Source organism: Streptomyces sp. NPDC060000, assembly GCF_042737375.1.
Lineage (GTDB): Bacteria > Actinomycetota > Actinomycetes > Streptomycetales > Streptomycetaceae > Streptomyces.
Genome location: NZ_JBHWUU010000005.1, coordinates 76,049 through 97,059, shown reverse-complemented (window position 1 = coordinate 97,059; position 21,011 = coordinate 76,049). Strand labels below are relative to the sequence as shown.

Sequence of the window (21,011 nt, the reverse complement as noted above, 5' to 3'; positions counted from 1 at the left end):
ACTCACCGGCCTCCCCTCCCTCCGCTGCCTCTCTGGCCTCCCCGGAGTCTCCTGGCTCCCCGGGCTTGCCGGACTCCCCGGGCTCCCCGGACTCCTCGGGCTCACCGGCCTCCCCTCCCTCCCCTGACTCTCTGGCCTCCCCGGAGTCCCCTGGCTCCCTGGCCTCCCCGGGCTTTCCGGGCTCCGCGGAATCCTCGGCCTCTCCGGGCTCCACGGACTCTCCGGATCCCCCGGACTCGGCGGCCTCTCCGGACTCCCCTGGTCCGGGCTCCCCTGGCTCCCCGGACTTGCCTGACTCCCCGGGGAATCCGGACGAGGCTCTCGCGGTCCTGACCTGCCCGGCCGGGCCCTATCTCATCGGCGTGCGGCATCATGCGCCCTCGCTGGCCGCGGCCGTGCCCGCGCTGCTGGACGAGGCGAAGCCCGACGTGGTGCTCGTCGAGCTGCCGGCCGAGATGCAGGAATGGCTGCCCTGGCTCGGGCACGAGGAGACCCTGGCCCCGGTCGCGCTCGCCGCCGCGCCCGGTGTCGGCGGGAGCGGGGACGGCGGGGGCGGTGGCCCGGCGTTCTATCCGTTCGCCGACTTCTCGCCCGAGCTGGCCGCCGTGCGCTGGGCCGCCCGGCACGGCGTCCCGGTGCTCGCCTGCGACCTGCCCCTCGCGGACCGGGCGTGGGGCGAGGGCCGCGACGGCACCGAGCAGGGCACGTCTCCCGGGCTCGCCGGTGCGCTGCGGGCCAGGCTCACCGGCCGTCCCGGGGACGACCTGTGGGACCGGCTCGTCGAGGCCGCCGCCCCGGGCTCCCCGCCCGAGGCGGTGCGCCGGGCGGCTCTGCTGACCGGGTGGGCGCTGCGCGAGGACGCGGCCGCCTCCGGCGGGGTGCCCGAGCTGGATCTGCGGCGCGAGCGATGGATGCGGTCCCGGATCGCCGAGGCCACCGCCCGGGGCGAGCGGGCCGCCGTGATCGTCGGCGCCTTCCACGCACCGGCACTGACCGGCCCGCCCGCCGCCGGCCACGACACCGCCGCAGCCCTCGAGGACCGCCCCGGAGCCACCGGACCGACCGACACCGGCCGGGCCGAAGCCACCGGTTCCACCGTCGGCGGGCGAGCCGGAGACGGTGGTTCGGGCGAGGGCGGACGGCGCGCGAGCGGCGTTCCGGGCCGGGTGGCGTGGACGACCTCGCTGATCCCGTACGCCTATGCCCTGCTGGACGAGCGTTCCGGTTACCCGGCCGGTATCCGGGACCCGGAGTGGCAGGACATGGTCCTGCGGGCGGCTGGCGATCCGGCGGCGCTGGAGGAGGCGCTGACACGCGCGGCCGTACGGGTGTGTGCGGCGTTGCGGGAGCTCGGGCATCCGTCCGGTCCGGCCGACGCGCGCGAGATCACCCGGCTGGCCTCGGATCTGGCCCGGCTGCGGGGGTTGCCGGCGGCGGGCCGGGGCGAGTTGGTCGAGGCGGTGCAGACGGTCCTCGCGCAGGGTGAGCCGTACGGGCGGGGACGCGCCGTCGCGAGGGCGATGGAACGGGTACTGGTCGGCACGCGCACCGGCCGGCCGGCGCCCGACGCGCCGCGCAGCGGCCTCGTCCCCGCGGTCGAGGCCGAGGTGGCGGGGCTGGGCCTGCCCGGGCCGGAGAACGCCTGGGGCCCGGCGCGGGACCTACGGCTCGACCCGCTGCGCTCGGACCTCGACCGGCGCCGTGAGCTGCTGCTGCGCCGGCTGACGGTGTGCGGGGTGCCCTACGGCGAGGCGCGGGAGGTCGTCGGCGCGGGCGGCGCCGAGGCCCTCGGTTCGCGCTGGGAGGTGAGGTGGACGCCGGCGACGGCGGCCATGCTGACCGCGGCCGGCGTGCGCGGGGTCACCTCGGCGCAGGCCGCCGACGGTGTGCTGCGGGAACGTCGGCGCGCGGAGCGGGACGCGGGCGGATCGACGGCCGCGCAGGTGCTTCAAGGGCTCGCACAGGCCGCGGAGTGCGGCCTTCAGCCGCTGGCGGACGAACGGCTCGACGACGTCGCCGAGGTGCTGCCCCTGGCCGGGACGCTGCCCGAACTCCTGGCCGGGCTGGCCCTGTCGGACCGGCTGCGGGCCGGTCATGTGCCGGGGCTCGGCCCCGACGGGGAGCGTACGCGGCGGGCGGCCGCCGTGGCCGAGCTGCTCACCGCGGCGGCGGTGCGGCAGGTAGACGGGCTGACCGGTTCCGAGGATCCGGCCGACGCCCACGCCCTGGTCGAACTCGCGCACCGGGCCGACCTGTTGGGCGGGATCCGGCTCACCGACGCCCTCGCCCGGCTGGCCGCCGACGGCTCCCCGCTGATGCGTGGCGCCGCCGGGGCCGTCCGGGTGCTGCTCGGGCAGGAGGGCGCCCGGGCCTTCGGCGACCGGGTCGCGTCCTGGGTGGACGGAGCCGTCGACGCCGAATCGCGGTCGGCCCTGACGGCTCGGCTGAGTGGGCTGCTGAGCGCCGCGGGTCCGCTGCTGGAAGCGGCGGCACCCGCGCTGGAGCCCCTGTTGGGCCGGGTCTCGGAGCTTCCCGACCGGGAGTTCCTCCACCGGCTGCCCGCGCTGCGCGGCGGCTTCGAGACCCTGAGTCCCGCGGCCCGCGACCGTCTGCTCGCGGCTGTCGAGGAACGCCTGGGCACGGGACGCGTGGCCGACACCGGGGGGCTCGACCCGGCCGCGCTCGCCGTCTGGGCGGGGGCGGACCTCGCGGCCCGCGCCACCCTGCGGTCGCTGAGCCTGCTTCCGGCGCCCGACGACGACGCACAGGCGCCCGCCGCCGCGCCTCGCACCGACAAGGCTCCCACCGAGGAGGCGGGACCCGCCGGGGAGGACCGTCTTCTCGCCCCCGCCGACCGCTGGCGGCTCCTGCTCGGCCGCCGAAGCGACCGGCTCCCGCATTCCGCACGCGCCCTGGCGACGGCTCTGGACGAGCTCTACGGCAGCGGGCGGGGCGAGGGCAGTCGTGGGGACCTGACGGGTCCGGGGGCCGGCGGCGGCCGGGAGGCGTCGTATCCAGGGGTGCGGGAGTGGTCGCAGGAGCTGGCCGCGCTGTTCGGGCCGGGCATCCGGGAGGAGGTACTTGCGGCGGCCGCCGCGTCGGGCCGCAACGACGTGCTCACCGAGCTGGACGCGGACAGCGTGCGCCCCTCGGTCGATCTGCTGCGCACGGTGCTGCGGCACGCGGGCGGGCTGCCCGAGGCCCGGCTGGCAGCGCTGCGTCCGCTGGTACGCCGGCTGGTCGAGGCGCTGACCCGGGAGCTGGCCACCCGGCTGCGCCCCGCCCTGCACGGCACGGTCCTGCCGCGTCCCAGCCGGCGTCCGGGCGGCGGGCTCGACCTCCCGCGCACCCTGCGCGCCAACCTGGCGACCGCGCGGCGCGGCCCGGACGGCACGATCCGGGTCATCCCCGAGCGCCCGGTGTTCCGTACCCGGGCGCGGCGGGCCGCCGACTGGCGGCTGATCCTGGTCACGGACGTGTCGGGGTCCATGGAGGCGTCCACGGTGTGGGCCGCGCTGACGGCCTCGGTGCTGGCCGGGGTGCCGACGCTGTCCACGCACTTCCTGGCCTTCTCCACCGAGGTCATCGACCTCACCGGCCAGGTCGAGGACCCCTTGTCGCTGCTCCTGGAGGTCAGTGTGGGCGGCGGCACGCACATCGCGGCGGGTCTTCGGCACGCTCGCGAACTGGTCACCGTCCCGTCGCGGACGCTGGTCGTGGTCATCAGCGACTTCGAGGAGGGATATCCGCTCGGCGGACTGCTCTCCGAGGTGCGTGCGCTGGTCGGTGCGGGATGTCACGTCCTGGGCTGCGCGAGCCTCGACGACACGGGCCGGCCGCGCTACTCCACGGGCGTCGCGGGTCAACTCGTCACCGCGGGCATGCCCGTGGCCGCTCTCAGTCCGCTCGAACTCGCCCGCTGGGTAGGGGAGAAGATCGCATGAGCCCGGACCTGTTGCCTCCGGTCGCCCCGTCCGTCACCGCGGAACTCGTCGAGGCGCTCTCGCCCCGGCTGCGCAAGCGGCTCGACGCGGGCATCGCCAAGCTGGCGGCTCGTCCGGTGGTCCGTGCGGGCGACACCGTACGGATCGCCGTCGACGACGACACCGACCTCGAACTGCGCGCCCCCGGGGGCGCGGTGACCAGCGCCGACGCGATCCGTTGCGGTTGCCTGCTCGCCCCCGACTGCCTGCACCGCGCGGCGGCGGCCTCGGCCGCACCGGTGGCCGGCGACACTCCCGACAGCACGCCCGCCGACCAGCCCGACGGCACTCCCCCGCAGCCGGAAGACGAAGGGGCACCGCCGCCGGACGCCGCCGAAACCGCCGCCCCGGCCCAACTCGCCGCCGCACGGGCCGTGTACGACGCGGGGGCCGCCGTACTCGAAGCCGGTGCGGACGGATCCGGTGCCGTGCTCCAGGCGGCGCTTCTGCGTGCCGCCCACACCGCGCGACTCGCGGGCCTCCCCCGGTTCGCCGCCTCCGCGGTCTCCGTGGTCAACGGGATACGCGCGGCCCGCTCCGCCGATCCCGCCCACCGGCTGACCGATCTTGTCGACGCCCTGCGCACCGTCCTCGGTATGGCACACCGCCTGCCGCTCGCGACCGGCCCCGACCTGGCCGAACTGCGCGGCACCGTACGTCAGCCCTACACCCCGGACGGTTCGCTGCGACTGTACGGGCTCTTCTCCGAGCCCGTCCTGACAGCGACCGGGTACGCGGGCGCCGTCACCTGGACGGCCGACGCCGAGGGCCGCCTCTACACGGTCTCCGACGTGGCTCCGGGCGGGCCCGGCCGGGCGACCGGCGCCGCCGACCGAGCCGTACGGATCGGTGACACCGCCCTGACCCACCGTGAGCTGTCGCGCGCGGGCCTCGCGGTCTCCGGCGCCACCGTGTCCCCGACCGGCCGGCTCGGCGCGGGGGCCGGGGTGCGGGCGGTACGCGCGTCGGGTGCCGAGTGGAGCGCCGAGCCGCTGGACCGGCTGTGGACGGTGCCGGTCGCCGAGCAGGTCGCGCGCGCCCTGAACGGCGGCCAGGATCTGCTCTTCCTCGACGTCACCCTGGCGGGCGCGATCCGCGAGGCCAGGGGGGACAGCCTGCTGGCCGACTGCGACGGCCTCGCGGTCCGGCTCGCCACGGCCCACGACGACCCCGGGCTCCCCTACCGCGACAACCTCCGGCTCCTGGCCGCCGCCCGGGGCGGTCGGCTGCGGGTCGTCGCGCGTCTCGCGCCGGGGCCGCTCCCGCGTGCCCTGCTGCTCGCCGCCGAACACCCGGCCCGGCCCGGTGCCCGGCTGGACCTGGGCCTGGACCGCCTCCAGCATGCGGACCTGCCCACGGTGCCGGCCGCGCCCGCCGCCGGCGCTCCCCCGGTGGACGAGGCCCCGTTGCACCTCCTGCGCCGCCGTGTGCACCAGGCCGTGTCCGGGGGCCGCCGAGTGCTCGGCTTCCCGGACAGCGGGACGGGTGACGGCGGGCGGCTGCGGCGCGTCGGTCTCGTCACCGCGGCCGACCTGCTCGGTGACCTCCGGGCCGCCGCGGCTGACCGCTCACGCGACGCCTTCGGCCGGCTGCTCCCCGCGGACCCGGGCCGCTTCGCCCGCGCCTGGCTGGCCGCCGCGCTCTACACCGGCGAGGTCGAGCGGGCGCTGTGCGCGGCGGCCTGGGGAGCGACGGCGGCGACGGCCGCACGGGAGGCGGCGCACGCGGAAGTTGCGGCGGCGGACGCGAAGACGGTGACCACGGCGGAGGCGGTGACCACGGTGGAGGCCGCGGCGACGGTGGAGGCGGCGGCGGAGGCGGAAGGACGCTGAATCCGATGCCTCTAGGACAGCATCTGACCTCTATCGCTCCTAACGTGGTGCTCGACCGCGGAACAGCACTCACGGAAGCAGGCGACCATGAGCAAGCACACCACCAGGCTCGACGAGACCGCAGCAGCACCGGCAGCCGCCGTCGGCGGGGAGCGTGCCGATCTGCTGGAGTCGCTCGCCAAGCAGCGGCACTTCCTGCGCTTCACCACCCGTGATCTCACCGATGAACAGGTCGGCCTGCGGCCCACCGCCGGCGAGCTCTGTCTCGGCGGTCTGATCAAGCACGTCTCCTCGATGGAGCGGAAGTGGGCGGCCTTCATCGTGGACGGCCCGTCGGTGATGGGCGACTTCAACAACATGACGGAGGAGGACTGGGCCCGCCGGGCCGACGAGTTCCGGATGCTGCCCGGTGAGACGTTGGCGGGTGTGCTGAAGGAGTACGACGAGGTGGCGCGCCGTACCGACGAGCTGGTCGCGTCACTGCCCGATCTGGACGCGGGGCACCCGCTGCCGCCCGCACCGTGGTTCGAGTCGGGCGTGCGCTGGTCGGCCCGCCGGGTCCTGCTGCACATCGTCGCCGAGACGGCCCAGCACGCCGGTCACGCCGACATCATCCGCGAGTCGCTGGACGGCGCGAAGAGCATGGGCTGAGGCGCCCACGGCGGACGATGCCGTCGACGGCCCCGGCGCCGTCGACGGCATCGTCAGGGGCCTGGACGCCCGCGCAACCGCCCGGACCCTACGCCTGTGCGACCGTCCGGGCCCTGGACGCCCACGCCGTCGTGCCGGACAGCGACCAGCCCTGCGCCGAGCCGCCGGATGCTCGCGCGACGGGCTGGGCCCCGCACATCGCCCGCATCGAACCGGGCCGGGTCCTCCTACGGCCGTAGTCCGATGCGTGCCCATGCTCCCGGGGCGTCCGTGGCGCGTCCCGGGGTCAGCGGCCCATGCCTATGAGGCCCGTCAGATAGCTCCACAGCGACGAGCGCTGCCGGACCTCCGCGTCGGGCAGATCGGTCCCGGCCGGTTCCGTGTCCGGGACCTGAGCGGACGGTTGCTCCGGCCTCGTGGCGAGTTCGTACCGTACGGGCAGGGAGCGCAGGCCCCGCATGAAGGGCGAGGAACGCCAGGGCAGTTGGTCGACGGGCAGGGCGAGGTCCAGGTGGGTGAACCGCTCGAACAGCCGGCCCACGCCGACCGCCGCGACCGTCGACGCGAGCTCGCGCGCCGGGCACTGGCGAGGGCCCGCGCCCCAGGCCAGGTGCGCCCGGGTGCTGACCGTGGTGCCCGACTCCACATGTCCGGCGAAGAGCGGGTCGGCGTGCGCCGCCGCGGAGGAGACCCACACCGGCTCACCTGCCCGGATGGTGTAGTTCCCGAGCCGGGTGTCCTCGGCCGCGAAACGCGGTACGAAGTTCACCAGCGGCGGCTTGCGCATGACCACCCGGTTCATGCTCTCCCTGACCATCCCGGCGGACAGGCTGGCCCGCACGCCGCCCTCACCCGAGATCACCTCGACCACCGTGTTGGAGATGAGGATGCCGACGTGGTCCGAGGTCATGCCGAGCAGCATGAACAGCTCGCGGGCGAGCTGGTCGAGGGAGAGGTCGGGGTGCGCGGCCAGCAGATACGAGGGGAAGTCCTCCCCCGGCTTCTCCAGCTTCCCGGCCCCCAGTTCGGCCAGCGCCGCCAGCAGCCGTTCCAGGGCGGGCTCCGCGTCCGGACCCGCGTCCAGTACCCGCCACATGTCCATCAGCGCGTCGTCGCCCTGTGAACCGGGGAAGCCGAGCAGATGGCTGGCCACCATCAGCGGCAGCGGCCGGGAGAACTGGGCGGACAGGTCGGCCCAGCCCGTGCCGCCGGCCTGTCCCACCAGGCTGATCAGTTCGTCGGCGTAGGCGGTGACGGCCGTCTTCAGTCTCTTGGCCTGCGGGTGGCGCGGGTCCTGGAAGGGCTTGAGAGCCGCGTCCCACGCCGTCCGCAACGGCCGGTAGCCGGGGCCGCCCTGGATCAGCACATGGTTGACCTCGAGGGACGGACCGAGCGGCCAGTCGGCCGGCACCCGGCCCTCCGAGCGGGCCCGCCAGTTCTCCAGCCCCTTGGGCCACCCGGCGTCGTCCTGGAGCACCTCGAGCGACTCGCGGTAGCCCAGGACCAGCCAGGCGGGCACCCCCAGCAGATCGACCGGCGCGACCGCACCGTGCCGCTGCCTGAGCCTCTCGTACACGAGCGAGGGACGGGTCTCGTAGTCCCGGGTCAGCAGCGGTTCGGGAGCCAACGTCTCCAACCGCTCGCCGTCCAGGTCCACGGATCCGCCGTCGCCCACCTGCGATTCCATCGCTCTGCCGCCCTCCGCCACTCCCCGTACCGGCGCGTCCTCACCCGGTAGCCGGAACGGACGGACCCTATCCCAGGACGCCTCCGCGGTGAACGACGGGGGCGCTGCCCGGCATTGTCGTGGGAACCGCTGCCGCCCGCCCGCGACGTCGCGTCAACTGCCACCCATTTTGATGCCGTTGATGTCACCGACCCCCGACCGCGCATGTTCCTCAGGGGCGTCCTTGTCACGTCGGCACCAACCCGCGTCCCCCAGGACTCAACTCACGCCAACAGAACGGTGATCCTCCGGGGCCGCTCCCGCATCGCTGCCATATTCGAGAACCACTTCGGAGGTGGCTGTGACGCGAGAGGCGACAACATCCCGGACCACGGGGACAGGGACAGCGGCAGGCGGCGCGGCCGATCGCACCGCCGAACGCATCGCGGACCTGGAGCGCCGTCGGGCACGGGCGGTGGTGCCGGGCACCCCCAGGAGACACGGGGCCCTGGGTGCGCGGAGGCGCATCGAACTGCTGCTGGACGAGGGCTCGTTCACGGAGACCGGCCTGTTCGTCCGGGCCCGGTCCACCGGGGACGGCGCCCGCCGGCCCCACGGCGACGGTGTCGTCACCGGGTACGGCACGGTCGACGGACGGCCGGTCTGCGTGTTCGCCCAGGACTCCACGGTGTTCGGCGGCAGCATGGGCGAGGCCTTCGGCGAGAAGACGGTGGCCCTCATGGACCTCGCGCTGAAGACCGGCTGCCCGGTCATCGGTCTCAACGACTCCGGCGGCGCCCGGATCCAGGAGGGTGTCGCCTCGCTCGCCCTCTACGCCGAGCTGGTCCACCGCAACGTACGGGCGTCGGGCGTCGTCCCGCAGATCTCGGTCGTCCTGGGCCCCTGCGCGGGCGGCGCCGCGTACTCACCGGCCATCACCGACTTCACCGTGATGGTGGACGGCGTCTCGCACATGTTCGTGACCGGGCCCGACGTCATCGAGGCCGTCACCGGCGAACGCACCACCGCCGAGGACCTGGGCGGCGCCCGCGCGAGCAACGCCGTCAACGGCAACGCCCATTTCCTGGCCGCCGACGAGGAGGACGCCCTCGACACCGTACGCGACCTGCTGTCGTACCTGCCCGCCAACAACCTCGGGCGGCCCCCGCAGTACGCGCCCGGGGCCGCCCCCGCCGACGACCGGCTCGACCACGTCGTCCCCGACCGGACGGGCCGGGCCTACGACATGCGCGACATCCTGCACGCGGTCGTCGACGACGGCGAACTGCTCGAGGTGCAGGAGCTGTTCGCGCCGAACATCGTCTGTGCGCTGGCCCGGATCGAGGGCAGCACGGTCGGCGTCGTCGCCAACCAGCCGCTGCACCTGGCCGGCGTCCTGGACATCGACGCCTCCGAGAAGGCCGCGCGGTTCGTGCGGTTCTGCGACGCGTTCGGCATACCGCTGCTGACCTTCGCCGACGTCCCCGGCTATCTCTCCGGCGTCAGTCAGGAGCGGGCCGGCATCATCCGGCGCGGCGCCAAACTGCTGTACGCCTACGCCGAGGCGACCGTCCCGAAGATCACGGTGGTGGTGCGCAAGGCGTACGGGGGCGGATACGCGGTGATGGGGTCCAAACACCTGGGCGCCGACCTCAACCTGGCCTGGCCCACCGCCCGTATCGCCGTCATGGGCGCGGAGGGCGCCGTCGGCGTGCTGCACCGGCGTGAACTGGCCGCCGCCGACGATCCCGAGGCACTGCGCGCCCGTCTCGTCGCCGCGTACGAGGCCACCCACGGGACGCCCTATCCCGCCGCCGAACGCGGTTACGTTGATGCCGTCATCGCCCCCCGCGACACTCGCGCGCACCTCTGCCGCGCCCTGCGCGCACTGCGCGGCAAACGCGCCCCGATGCCGGAGCGCCGGCACGGCAACATCCCCCTCTGATCCGCCCGTTCCGCGAGCCGACACCGCGACGTGAGGAGCCCCGCCCGATGGACAGCAGCAGCCCCCCGCTCGCGCCCGCGTACCGGACTCTGCCCGAGTACCTGCGCCACTGGGCCGAATCCGCCCCCGACCGCCGGGCGTTCACGTTCGTCGACCATCCCGACCCGCACTCGCGCGGCGTACACCGCACACTGACCTGGCGGAGCCTGGACCTGCGGGTGGGGGCGCTGGCGGCCCGGCTCGCGGAGATGGCCGAGCCCGGCTCGCGGGTGGCGCTGCTGTGCCCGCAGGGAACGGAGTACGTCACCGGTTTCCTGGCGGCGCTCACCGCCGGACTGGTCGCCGTACCGCTGTACCCGCCCGGCCTGCCCGGGCACGGGGACCGGCTCGCCGGGGTTCTGGCCGACGCCCGCCCCGCGGTCGTGCTGACCACCGGCCGGGCCCTGGCGGAGGTTGCCGAGTTCTGCGAGAAGCACGCGAACGTCCCGGTCATCGCGGTGGACCGCGTACCCCACGCCACCATCCGGGACCGACACGCGACCGTCCTGGACCCTCCCGTGTCAGCCCCCTGGCTCCGGGACGCGGCCGTCCCGGACCGGCCCTCGTCGACCCGGGACCGAGACACGGCCGGTCCAGACCGGCCCTCGTCGACCCGAGACCGGAACGCGGCCGGTCCGGACCGGCCCTCGTCAGCTCCCCGGGACCCGGACGCGGCCGCTCTGGACAGGCCCGCGTCAACCGCCTCGGACCGGCACCCGGCCGCGCCGGACGTCGGGGCGACCGCCTATCTCCAGTACACGTCCGGGTCCACCCGCGCGCCGGCGGGTGTGGAGATCACCCACGCCAACGTGGTCGCCAACGCCCGCCAGGCGCTGACCGCCTACGGCGCCGACGCGCACCCGGTGACCTGCGTGGGCTGGCTGCCGCTCTACCACGACATGGGGCTCGTGCTCAGCGTCGCCGCCCCCGTCGTACAGGGCCGGTTGTCGGTCCTCATGGACCCGGCCGCGTTCCTGCGCGAGCCGGCACGCTGGCTGCGGCTGCTCGCCGCGCATCCCCGCGCGGTGAGCGCCGCGCCCAACTTCGCCTACGACTACTGCGTCTCCACCGTCACCGACGCGCAGAAGTCGGAGCTGCGGCTCGGCGGTGTCGCCGCGTTGATCAACGGAAGTGAACCGGTCCGGCCCGGCACCGCCGACCGCTTCCACGCGGCGTTCGCCGCGCAGGGGCTGGCCGCGGACGTGCACTGTCCGTCGTACGGGCTCGCCGAGGCCACCGTCTTCGTCAGCGCCGCCCGCCCCGGCGAGTCGCTGCGCCGGTTCGCCCTCGACCGGGACGCCCTGGCCGCCGGAAAGGCCCTGCCCGCACGGCCCGACGACGCCGACGCCGTGCGGTTGACCGGCTGCGGCACCCCGGCGGGCCAGCGGGTCCGCATCGTCGACCCCCACCGCCACGACGCCCTGCCCGAGGGAGAGGTCGGTGAGATCTGGGTGCGGGGCCCCAACGTGGGGCGTGGCTACTGGAACAGGGAGACCGAGAGCCGGCGCGTCTTCGGCGCCCCGCTCACCGGCGAACCGGGCGACTGGCTGCGCACCGGCGACCTGGGGACGGTGCTGGACGGACAGCTGATCGTCACCGGCCGGCTCAAGGACCTCATCGTCGTCGACGGCCGCAACCACTACCCGCAGGACGTGGAGGCCACCGTGCAGGACGCGCATCCGGCGGTGCGGCGCGACCGGCTCGCCGCCTTCGGCGTACCGGGCGGTGAGGGTGAGCGGGTGGTGGTCGTGGCCGAGCACACGCGGACCGCGAGCGTCGCCGACCTCGACGTACCGGCGCTGGCGCGGACCGTGCGCGCGGCCGTCTCCGCCCGGCACGGCCTGCGGCTCGCCGACGTCCTCCTCGTCGCTCCCGGCACCGTGCCCCGGACGTCCAGCGGCAAGGTGGCGCGCGCCCTGACCCGGGCCCGGTATCTGGCGGGCGCCTACGGGGCGGGGACCGCGCGATGACGGCCGTCGACGAGACCGCGCTGCGCCGTCTGATCGCGGAGCGGGTCGCCGCCTGGAGCGGCACCGGCGGCGACGACGTACCGATGGACCTGCCGCTGGCCGATCTCGGCATGTCCTCCCGGGACGCGGTCGCCCTGGCCGGGGAGCTGTCCCGGCTGACCGGCCGCGAGCTGCCGGCGACGTTGCTCTGGTCGGCGCCCACTTTGGAAGCGGTGGTGACGCAGTTGCGCGGCCCGGCCGGGCGGCAGCCGACCGCGACGCCCGCGGCCCCTCCCCCCGCGGCGCCCGGCGAGCCCGTCGCGGTCATCGGGGTCGGCTGCCGGCTGCCGGGCGGAGTGCGCGGTCCGGCCGACTACTGGCGGCTGCTGGGCGACGGGGTGGACGCGATCGGGCCGGTCCCCGGGGACCGTTGGCGGGACTTCACCGCCTTCCCGCCCGCCGAGGCGCCCACCCACGGCGGCTACCTCGACGACATCGCCGGGTTCGACGCCGGGTTCTTCCGCATCACCCCGCGCGAGGCCACGGTGATGGACCCGCAGCAGCGGATCCTGCTGGAGGTCGTCCACGAGACGCTCGGCCACGCCGCCGTCCCGGCCGCCTCCCTCGCCGGCACGGACACCGGCGTCTTCGTCGGCATCTGCGCCCCCGAGTACGGCCGGCTCACCGGCGCCGACCCGGCCGCCGTCGATCCGTGGGCCCCGGCCGGCGCGGCGCTGAGTGTGGCCGCGGGCCGGCTGTCGTACGTCCTGGACACCCGCGGCCCGAGCATGGCCGTCGACACCGCCTGCTCCTCCTCGCTCGTCGCCGTGCACCACGCCTGCGTCAGCCTGCGCACCGGCGAGAGCGACCTGGCGATCGCCGCCGGGGTCAACCTGCTGCTGTCACCCGCCGTCGGCGTCGCGTTCGCGCGGGCGGGCGCCCTCGCGCCGGACGGGCGCTGCAAGCCGTTCTCCAAGGCGGCCGACGGCATCGGACGCGGCGAGGGATGCGCGGCCGTGCTGCTGAAACGGCTGTCCGACGCCGAGCGGGACGGTGATCGCGTCCTTGCCGTCGTCCGTGCCACCGCGGTGAACTCGGACGGCCGCTCGAACGGTCTCCTCGCACCCAACCCGGCAGCCCAGCAGGCCCTGTTGAGGACCGCCTACGCGCGGGCCGGGCTGACGGCGACGCACATCGACTACGTCGAGGCGCATGGCACGGGCACCCCGCTCGGCGACCCGATCGAGGCGGGCGCGCTCGGCGCGGTACTCGGTGCCGGACGTGACCCGGAACAGCCGCTGCTGCTCGGCTCGGTCAAGGGCAACCTCGGTCATCTGGAGTCCGCGGCGGGCGTCGCGGGGCTGGTGAAGACCGTCCTGGCGCTGCATCACGACCTCCTTCCGCCCTCGCTGCACTGCGCTCACGGCAGCGCTCTGGACGACGTACGACTGCGGGTGGTGAGCGAGCCCGAGCCGTGGCCGCGCTACGGCGGCACGGCCACGGCCGGGGTGTCGGGCTTCGGGTTCGGCGGTACCAACGCCCATGTGGTACTGGAGGAATGGCGGCCCGGCGTCCTGCCGCCGTCGGCCGAGGAGCCGGCCGCCCGGCTGCACCTGCTGTCCGACGTCGACACCGAGCGGGTCCGGGACACCGCGGCCCGGCTCGCCGCCTGGCTCCGCACGCCCGGGGGGAGCACCGCGCGTCCGGCCGACGTGGCCCGTACGCTCGCCGGACGCGCCGGGCGCGGGCCGGTGCGCGCCGGCGTCGTCGCCCACGACCGGGGGGAACTGGCCGACGCGCTGGACGCGTTGGCGCGGAGGCGGCCGCACGCGCGGGTGTCGACCGGCGATCGCGATGGCGTCGGTCGCGGCCCGGTGTGGGTGTTCTCCGGGTACGGGAGTCAGTGGCCCGGCATGGGACGCCGGCTGCTGTCGGAGGAACCGGCCTTCGCCGCCGCCGTGGAGAAGCTGGACGCCCGACTCGCCGTCGTATGCGGCTTCTCGCTCCACGACCGGTTGGCCTCCGGCGCGCCTCTCGACCGTCTGGAGATCGCCCAACCCGTCCTGTTCGGCTTCCAGTTGGCATTGGCCGAGCTGTGGCGCTCGTACGGCGCCGAACCGGCCGCCGTGATCGGCCACTCCATGGGCGAGGTGGCTGCCGCCGTCTGCGCGGGCGCTCTGGACGTGCCGGACGCGGCCCGGGTCGTCGCCGTACGGGCCCGCCTGCTGAGCGGGCTGGACGGTGGCGCGATGGCCGTCGTCGACCTGGACGACGGCGAACTGGCCACTCTGGAGGACGACTTCCCGGGCGTCCGGGTCGCCGTTCACTCCTCGCCCCGGCAGAAGGTCGTCACCGGCGACGAGCTCGCGGTCACCCGGCTCGTGCGACGGCTGGAGGAGCGGGGCCGGGCCGCCCGGGCCATGCGGGTGGCCGGCGCCGGACACTCACCCCAGGTGGACCCGCTGCTCCCCGAACTGACCGCCGCCCTCTCCGGCATCCGGGTCCGGCCGGCCCGCGTCCCGGTCTACTCCACCGTCCTCGACGACCCGCGCGGCGACTGCCGCTTCGACGCCGCCCACTGGGCCGCCAACCTGCGCCGTCCCGTGCGCCTGGACCGGGCCCTTGCCGCGGCCGCCGCCGACGGCCACACCGCCTTCGTGGAGATCTCGCCGCATCCCGTCCTGGCCCGGCCGGTCACCGACACGGTGCCCGGCGCCCTCGCCGTGGGCACCGTGCGCCGGGACGCGGACGGCTCGGCCGGGTTCCTCTCGGCGCTGGGCGCCCTGTATGCCGAGGGTCTGACCCTGCCCCCGCCGCCCGGCCGTGTCATCGACCTGCCCGCCCCACGCTGGCGGCACACCCGGTACTGGTGGACGGACGGCCGGTCCCCCGACGCGGCGAAGGCAACGACAGCAGCAACGGCAACGGCAACGGCAGGAAGCGCAACGGCGGAAGCAGCCGCACCGGCACCGGCACCGGCACCGGATCGATGGGCCGGGGAGGCCGCCGCGCCGGGCGGGGATTCCGACGGGCCGCCCTCGGTCGCCGCCCGCCTCAGCCACCACATCGCGGCCGTCACCGGCCACCCGACGGCCCGCGTCACCTCCGCGACAGCACTGGCCGACCTCGGCCTGGACTCGCTGATGGCCGTCCGTATCCGTACCGCCCTGGAGCGCGAGTTCCGGATCGAACTGCCGCTGCGTGACCTGCTCGGCGCCGCCACCGTCGACGAAGTGGCCACTCGCATCGAGGAGTCCCTCCCCGCCGAGCCGACGCCCACGCCGTCGGCCGCGGCACGGGCGACAACGACAGCGACAGCAACAGCAACAGCAACAACAGCAACGGACGAGACCGCTCCCCTCCGGGCCCTGCGTACCGCCGGCCACCAGCCGCCGCTGTTCCTCTTCCACGCGGCCGGTGGCCGCTCCGACGTCTATCGCGCACTCGCCGAACGGCTGGGCGACGACCGCCCGGTGTACGGCCTGGAGCGGGTGGAGGACGCCCGTACCGTGCCGGAGAAGGCGCGCCGTTACGTCGAGGCGATCACCGCGGTCCACCCCAACGGGCCTTGTGTGCTGGGCGGCTGGTCCTTCGGCGGCTTCGTCGCCCAGGAGACGGCACGACAGCTCACCGCCGCCGGGCGGGCCGTACCGCTGGTCGTACTCATCGACTCGGTGCGGCCCCTCCTCCGAACCGACCGTACGGGGGCCGACCGGGTCCGCGCGCACCTCACAGGCTTCGCCCGGCACGTCGCCGGCACCTACGGGGCCCGGCTGAGGTTGCCGTACGACGAACTCGTGGCGATGGAGGACGACCGCGAGCGCATCGACCTCGTGCTGGAGACCCTGCGCGGGGCCGTCGAGGTACCGGCCGCCGCGCTGGAGCACCAGCGTGCCTCCTACCTGGACCTGCGGGTCGGCGAGGCCCATCGTCCGGGCCCCCACGACGGCCGCGTGGTCCTGTACCGGGCCACCGGACCGGCCCCGCACACCGTGCGCGACCCGGCGTACGAACGGGACGACGAGGCCCTCGGCTGGGACGGGATCTGCCCGCGCCTGACGGTCGTGCCGGTCCAGGGACACCACCTCTCGCTGCTCGACCCGCCGCACGTCGACGAGATCGCCGCCCATCTGCGGCAACTGCTCGCCGCACCGGACGGACCCGCTGAACCGGACTGAGGAGCCGCCATGCCGCAGCACACCGCCCGACCGTCCCGACGCGCCGTCACCAGGGCCGTCGCGGCCGGCGGCCTGGCCGCCCTGTTCGGCGCCACCGGCGCCACGGGGCGCGCCCGGGCCGCGACCCGGCTGGGACCGCGCACCGTCGACGTGTCCGTGTCCTCCCTCGCGCTGGGCCGCAGCGCACCGGTCCGGATCGTCCTGCCGTCGGCCGCTCGTGGCACCTTCGAGCCGGGCACGCTCGGCCTGATCGTGGGCGACCCGGTACTCTCCGCACTCCAGAAGAAACTGACGGGCAGGAATCTGTCCCGCTATGCGGTGAACTATCCCGCGGACCTTTCCCTCACCTCCGCCGCACAGGGAAACGCGGACCTGGTGAACCACATCAGGACGCAGGCGGCGGCCTGCCCGAGTCAGCGTTTCATTCTCGTCGGCTATTCGCAGGGTGCGAATGTCGTCGACAATTCCATCGGAATCAGCAGCGCCGGCGCGGTCGTCGGCAGCCCCATCGTGGCCACCCTGCCCGCGGCGGTCGAGCCGAGGGTCGCCGCGGTGCTGCTGTTCGGCAACCCGATCCGGGCCCTCGGCAAGAGCGTCACCGGCACCTACCAGAGCCGCACCATCGACTTCTGCGCCACCGGGGACCCCATCTGCGAGAACGGCGGGGACGACGTACTGGCGCACCTCGGCTACACCTCCGACGCCACTGCGGCGGCCACGTTCGCCGCCGGCAGGGTCTGACCCGCTCCGACGCACGAGGCACAAAGGCGGGGCCCGGGAGGATCGCCTCCCGGGCCCCGCCGGCCTGCGGGGGATGCGACTACCCGGGAGAGCGGGCGAACGTCGCGAGAGCCCCGGACACGGGCTCGGGCAGGCCGTTGTTCTGCACGGGCGCCGCCGTCAGCACATCGAGGTGCTGATAGCCGGCGGCGACCACGGGGTGCAGGCCGGCCGGGATGCGGCCGGCGAGCAGCCCGTCGCCCGCGAGGACCGTGAGCGTCGGGTTGGCCGTCAGCCCCGCGGGATGGACGACCAGCCGCTTCACCTGGGGCGAGGTGGCCAGCTCGATGTCGGTCACCAGTTTGGTCGGGAAGTACTGCTCGGTGAAGTCGAGCGGCTGCTCGGCCAGGCTGCGGGCCAGCTCCTGGAGGTCGGTGACCTCCTTGCCCGCGTCGGTGAAGGGCGTACCGTCGGCCGACCGGTACCCGGGGTCGTCGGCGTCGCCGACCCGGTCGTAGTCGCGCCAGGTGTACAGCGGCCCGTGGGGCTGTGCGGGGACGGCCTTGTACGCGACGCCGAACAGCTGCGTCGGCTGCGCGCTCCCGTTGGCGGCAGGGAAGTTCTTGTCCGTGACCGGCCCGCCGTCGAAGAAGCCCACGCTGCTCTGCAAGAACGCCAGGGGTACGGAGTTGTCGTCCATCAGCGCCCCGAGCACCGTGGCGTTGGTGAGCCGGAAGTCCTTCACCCCGGGTGAGCCGATGAGGAAGGTGGCGGTGTCCTTGGAGAACAGGAAGCGGTTGGTGGTCTCGATGTTGAGGCCGGAGGGCAGGTAGGCCGGCAGGTCCGCCTCACCGTCCGGGTCATGTACGGCGCCCAGGCCGGCGATGGCGAGCAGGGTCATGGTCTCCGGGTTGAGCAGCACCGGCGCGGACAGCGATCGCGGCAGCACCCCGGTGTCGAGCCCCGCCTGCACGGCCGTGTAACCGAGCCCGACGTCCGGCAGGTCGGTGTCGTCGGGCAGGCTGCCGCTCAGGTCGGTCAGCGAGGTGGAGATCGTCGTGTCGAGGGCGAAGTAGCCGGCGCACTGGTTCTGTCCCGCGTCCGCCACCGTGGCGGGGTCGCCGTCGAAGTCGGCCGCCGCGAAGTACCCGGTGATCACACCGCCGAGCGAGTGGCCGCCGCACAGCACCTTGCTCCTGCGCAGGCCCTGGTCGGGCAGTTCGCGGGTCAGCAGGTCGTATTCGTCCCGCACTGTCTGTTCGATGCCGAGCTTCGCCATCCAGCCGAGCCGGCCGTCGCCGACGAAGCCCCCGAAGACCCGGCCGTCGACCTGCTTGGCGCGGTAGTAGTAGTCGACGGCGGTGTGCTGGTCGCCGGAAGCGATGCCGGTCCGGTCCTCCAGGCAGTTGGAGCGCCGGTCCAGGGCCCAGAACTCGATGTGCCGCCCCTGCGCGGCCGCCTTCGCCACCGTGCCGCGGGCCACGCTGTCGAATGCTCCGGCGCCCTCCAGGATGCCGGGCTGGGCCACCAGGATCCGGTCGGCGTCGGCCGATGCCCGCGGTCCGTCGGCGGAGCGGTAGCGCAGATACGACAGCCGGTCGCAGGCCGCCGGACGGTCCCCGAAGGACCGCGGCAACGGCACCTTCACCCGTACCACCGATTCGGTCACGCCGTCGGCCGGGTGCGTCGACGTCACGGGCGTCTCGGTCCGCGCGTCGTCTCCCTGGGCGTCCGGGGCGGCTGCGGTGAGCGCCCCCGCGGTCAGCAGCACCGCCAGCGCCGCGCCGCGCCACGTCCTTCCTCTGCTACGACTCGTGTTCATAGCCGGACCGTAGGACCGCGGAAAGCGCGCGCAGGGGAAGTGCTCACAAGAACGCAGCGCCGGCCGGCGCCCTTGTCACCGGCCCGCAGAGATCGGGCCGGTGATGCCGCGGTCCGGTCAGGCGTCCGCGACCGTCGCGGTGACGGGAGTACCGACCTCGATGGTGCGGCTGACGGTGCACAGCCGGTTGTGGGAGACCGCGACCGCCCGGGGCAGGATCACTCGGGCCCGGTCGCCGGACGCCCCGTCCGGGAAGGTGACGGAGAAGGTGACGGCGAGGTCGGTCATCCGGTTGCCGAGTTCGTCGCTGATCTTGTCGCCGGTGACGGTGACGGTGAACCCGTCGGGCTCCGCGTGCCGTCCGGTGGCGACGTCGACGTCGGCCGCGGTGCAGCCGCCGATCGCCGCGAGCAGCAGTTCGACCGGGGTGAAGTCGGTGCCGCCTTCGAGGCCGGCGCCGGTACCGAAGCCGATCGTGCCACCGCGAGCGTTCGTGGCGGTGAACCGACCGGCACCGGTCCGCTCGATGGTGACGTGGCGCAGGGAGTCTTCGCTCATGGCGACGACCCTAGGGCCTGTCGGTGTACGAGGGGTGCCGCCCAGCGGGGGCCTAGGCTCCCCGGCGCACCCGGGCGGCCGCGCGCGCCTCGGCGGTCTGGCGGGCCTCGGCGGCCCGGCGGGACTCGCCGCCGCCACGGCCGGCCTGGCCGGGTCGGGTGCCCATACCGCGGAAGGGTTCGCCGCCGCGTTTCGGACGTTCCGTGGCGGCGGGCCCGCTGCCGCCGACGGGGACGCCGGAGGGAGTCCGGGCTCCCGTGATGCGGCTCAGCTCGGCCTCGCCGGAGCGGACCTGGATGATCTGCGCCCTGATGCCCGCGTCGGACAGCAGCCGGGCCATGTCCCGGCGCTGGCTGTGCGTGACGAGCGTGACGACACTGCCGGACTCACCGGCCCGGGCCGTACGGCCGCCGCGGTGCAGGTAGTCCTTGTGGTCGGCGGGCGGATCGACGTTGACGACGAGGTCGAGGTCGTCGATGTGCAGGCCGCGGGCGGCGACGTTGGTCGCCACCAGCACCGTCACCTGGCCGTCCTTGAACCTGGCCAGGGTGTGGTTGCGCTGGGGCTGCGACTTCCCGCCGTGCAGCGCGGCGGCCCTGACACCACTGCCCAGCAGGTGCCGGGTGAACTGGTCGACGGCGTGCTTGGTGTCCAGGAACATGAGCACGCGTCCCTCTCGGGCGGCGATCTCGGTGGCGGTGGCGTACTTGTCGGAACCGTGCACCTGAAGCACGTGATGCTCCATCGTGGTGACCGCGCCGACCGACGGATCGACCGAGTGGACGACCGGGTCGTGGAGGTAGCGGCGGACCAGGGCGTCGATGTTGCTGTCGAGGGTGGCCGAGAACAGCATCCGCTGGCCGTCGGGGCGCACCTGGTCGAGCAGCTGGGTGACCTGGGGCATGAAGCCCATGTCGGCCATCTGGTCGGCCTCGTCGAGGACGGTGATGTCCACCCGGTCCAGGCGGCAGTCCTTGCGTTCCACGAGATCCGCGAGGCGGCCCGGAGTCGCGACGACCACTTCGGCGCCGGCCCGCAGCGCCCCGGCCTGCCTGCCGATCGACATGCCGCCGACCACGGTGGCCAGCCGCAGTTTCAGCAGCCCGGCGTACGGGGTGAGCGCATCGGTGACCTGCTGGGCCAGCTCACGCGTGGGGACGAGGATCAGGGCCAGCGGCTTGCGCGACTCGGCACGCCGGCCGGCCGTGCGCACGAGCAGCGCCAGTCCGAAGGCGAGCGTCTTGCCCGACCCCGTGCGCCCGCGGCCCAGGACGTCACGGCCCGCGAGCGAGTTCGGCAGGGTGGCGGCCTGGATCGGAAACGGCTCGTGCAGGCCGAGCCCGGCGAGCATCTCCAGCAACTCGCTGGGCATGTCCAGTTCACCGAAGGTCGCGGCGGCGGGGAGTGCGGGGGTGACGGTGACCGGCAGCGCGAACTCGGAACGGTCATTCGTGCGAGCTGAACGGTTCATGGGAGAACCTTCCTCGACGGGGCACGCATCGAGGAATTCCCGGCAGGAATGAGCCGGATGAATTGCAAGCACGAGCCGGAGTGCGGGCCGCGGACCAGACCCAGAGCCAGACTGAAAATGAGACTGAAAGAATTCCGGTGGAAACCGGGAAAAGCAGCAAGCTGGGGCCCGCACCACACGGTGCGGGCCCCAGCTGC

The 21,011-nt window shown here is 74.5% G+C and carries 11 protein-coding genes; 7 read left to right on the top strand and 4 right to left on the bottom strand.

Annotated elements, in window-relative coordinates:
- Positions 1-287 precede the first annotated feature (287 nt).
- The 3 genes from ACFWBB_RS04825 to ACFWBB_RS04815 all read left to right on the top strand — a co-directional run bounded on the left by ACFWBB_RS04825 (position 288) and on the right by ACFWBB_RS04815 (position 6,466).
- Positions 288-3,944, top strand: a complete 3,657-nt coding sequence (locus ACFWBB_RS04825; protein WP_385266986.1) for a DUF5682 family protein — start codon at positions 288-290, stop codon at positions 3,942-3,944.
- Positions 3,941-5,815, top strand: coding sequence for a hypothetical protein (locus ACFWBB_RS04820; RefSeq protein WP_385266984.1), 1,875 nt, complete (start codon positions 3,941-3,943; stop codon positions 5,813-5,815). The genes ACFWBB_RS04825 and ACFWBB_RS04820 overlap by 4 nt, the downstream gene beginning before the upstream one ends.
- A gap of 87 nt (positions 5,816-5,902) precedes the next feature.
- Positions 5,903-6,466 (top strand): DinB family protein, encoded by a 564-nt coding sequence (locus ACFWBB_RS04815; protein ID WP_385266981.1) that lies wholly within the window; start codon positions 5,903-5,905, stop codon positions 6,464-6,466.
- A 286-nt stretch (positions 6,467-6,752) separates the two neighbouring features.
- On the opposite strand, the gene ACFWBB_RS04810 is transcribed toward ACFWBB_RS04815, so the two are convergent.
- Positions 6,753-8,153: a cytochrome P450 gene (locus ACFWBB_RS04810; RefSeq protein WP_385266978.1), complete on the bottom strand. Its 1,401-nt coding sequence runs from the start codon at positions 8,151-8,153 to the stop codon at positions 6,753-6,755.
- A gap of 340 nt (positions 8,154-8,493) precedes the next feature.
- Between ACFWBB_RS04810 and ACFWBB_RS04805 the strand changes: the two genes are divergently transcribed.
- From ACFWBB_RS04805 to ACFWBB_RS04790, 4 genes are all read left to right on the top strand, one after another.
- Positions 8,494-10,077 (top strand): acyl-CoA carboxylase subunit beta, encoded by a 1,584-nt coding sequence (locus tag ACFWBB_RS04805; protein ID WP_385267144.1) that lies wholly within the window; start codon positions 8,494-8,496, stop codon positions 10,075-10,077.
- 47 nt (positions 10,078-10,124) lie between these two features.
- The gene (locus ACFWBB_RS04800) at positions 10,125-12,086 is read left to right on the top strand and encodes a fatty acyl-AMP ligase (protein ID WP_385266976.1); all 1,962 of its coding nucleotides are present in this window, start codon (positions 10,125-10,127) and stop codon (positions 12,084-12,086) included.
- Complete coding sequence (locus ACFWBB_RS04795; protein ID WP_385266974.1) at positions 12,083-16,243, top strand: beta-ketoacyl synthase N-terminal-like domain-containing protein; 4,161 nt, start codon at positions 12,083-12,085, stop codon at positions 16,241-16,243. Before ACFWBB_RS04800 ends, ACFWBB_RS04795 begins: the two co-directional genes overlap by 4 nt.
- A gap of 150 nt (positions 16,244-16,393) precedes the next feature.
- Positions 16,394-16,984 (top strand): cutinase family protein, encoded by a 591-nt coding sequence (locus tag ACFWBB_RS04790; protein ID WP_385267142.1) that lies wholly within the window; start codon positions 16,394-16,396, stop codon positions 16,982-16,984.
- Positions 16,985-17,063: 79 nt separating this feature from the next.
- On the opposite strand, the gene ACFWBB_RS04785 is transcribed toward ACFWBB_RS04790, so the two are convergent.
- From ACFWBB_RS04785 to ACFWBB_RS04775, 3 genes are all read right to left on the bottom strand, one after another.
- Complete coding sequence (locus ACFWBB_RS04785) at positions 17,064-18,785, bottom strand: hypothetical protein (protein WP_385266972.1); 1,722 nt, start codon at positions 18,783-18,785, stop codon at positions 17,064-17,066.
- A 117-nt stretch (positions 18,786-18,902) separates the two neighbouring features.
- Complete coding sequence (locus tag ACFWBB_RS04780; RefSeq protein WP_385266969.1) at positions 18,903-19,343, bottom strand: OsmC family protein; 441 nt, start codon at positions 19,341-19,343, stop codon at positions 18,903-18,905.
- Positions 19,344-19,395: 52 nt separating this feature from the next.
- On the bottom strand, positions 19,396-20,814 hold the full coding sequence (locus ACFWBB_RS04775; RefSeq protein WP_385266967.1) for a DEAD/DEAH box helicase: 1,419 nt from the start codon (positions 20,812-20,814) through the stop codon (positions 19,396-19,398).
- Between the last annotated feature and the right edge of the window lie 197 nt (positions 20,815-21,011).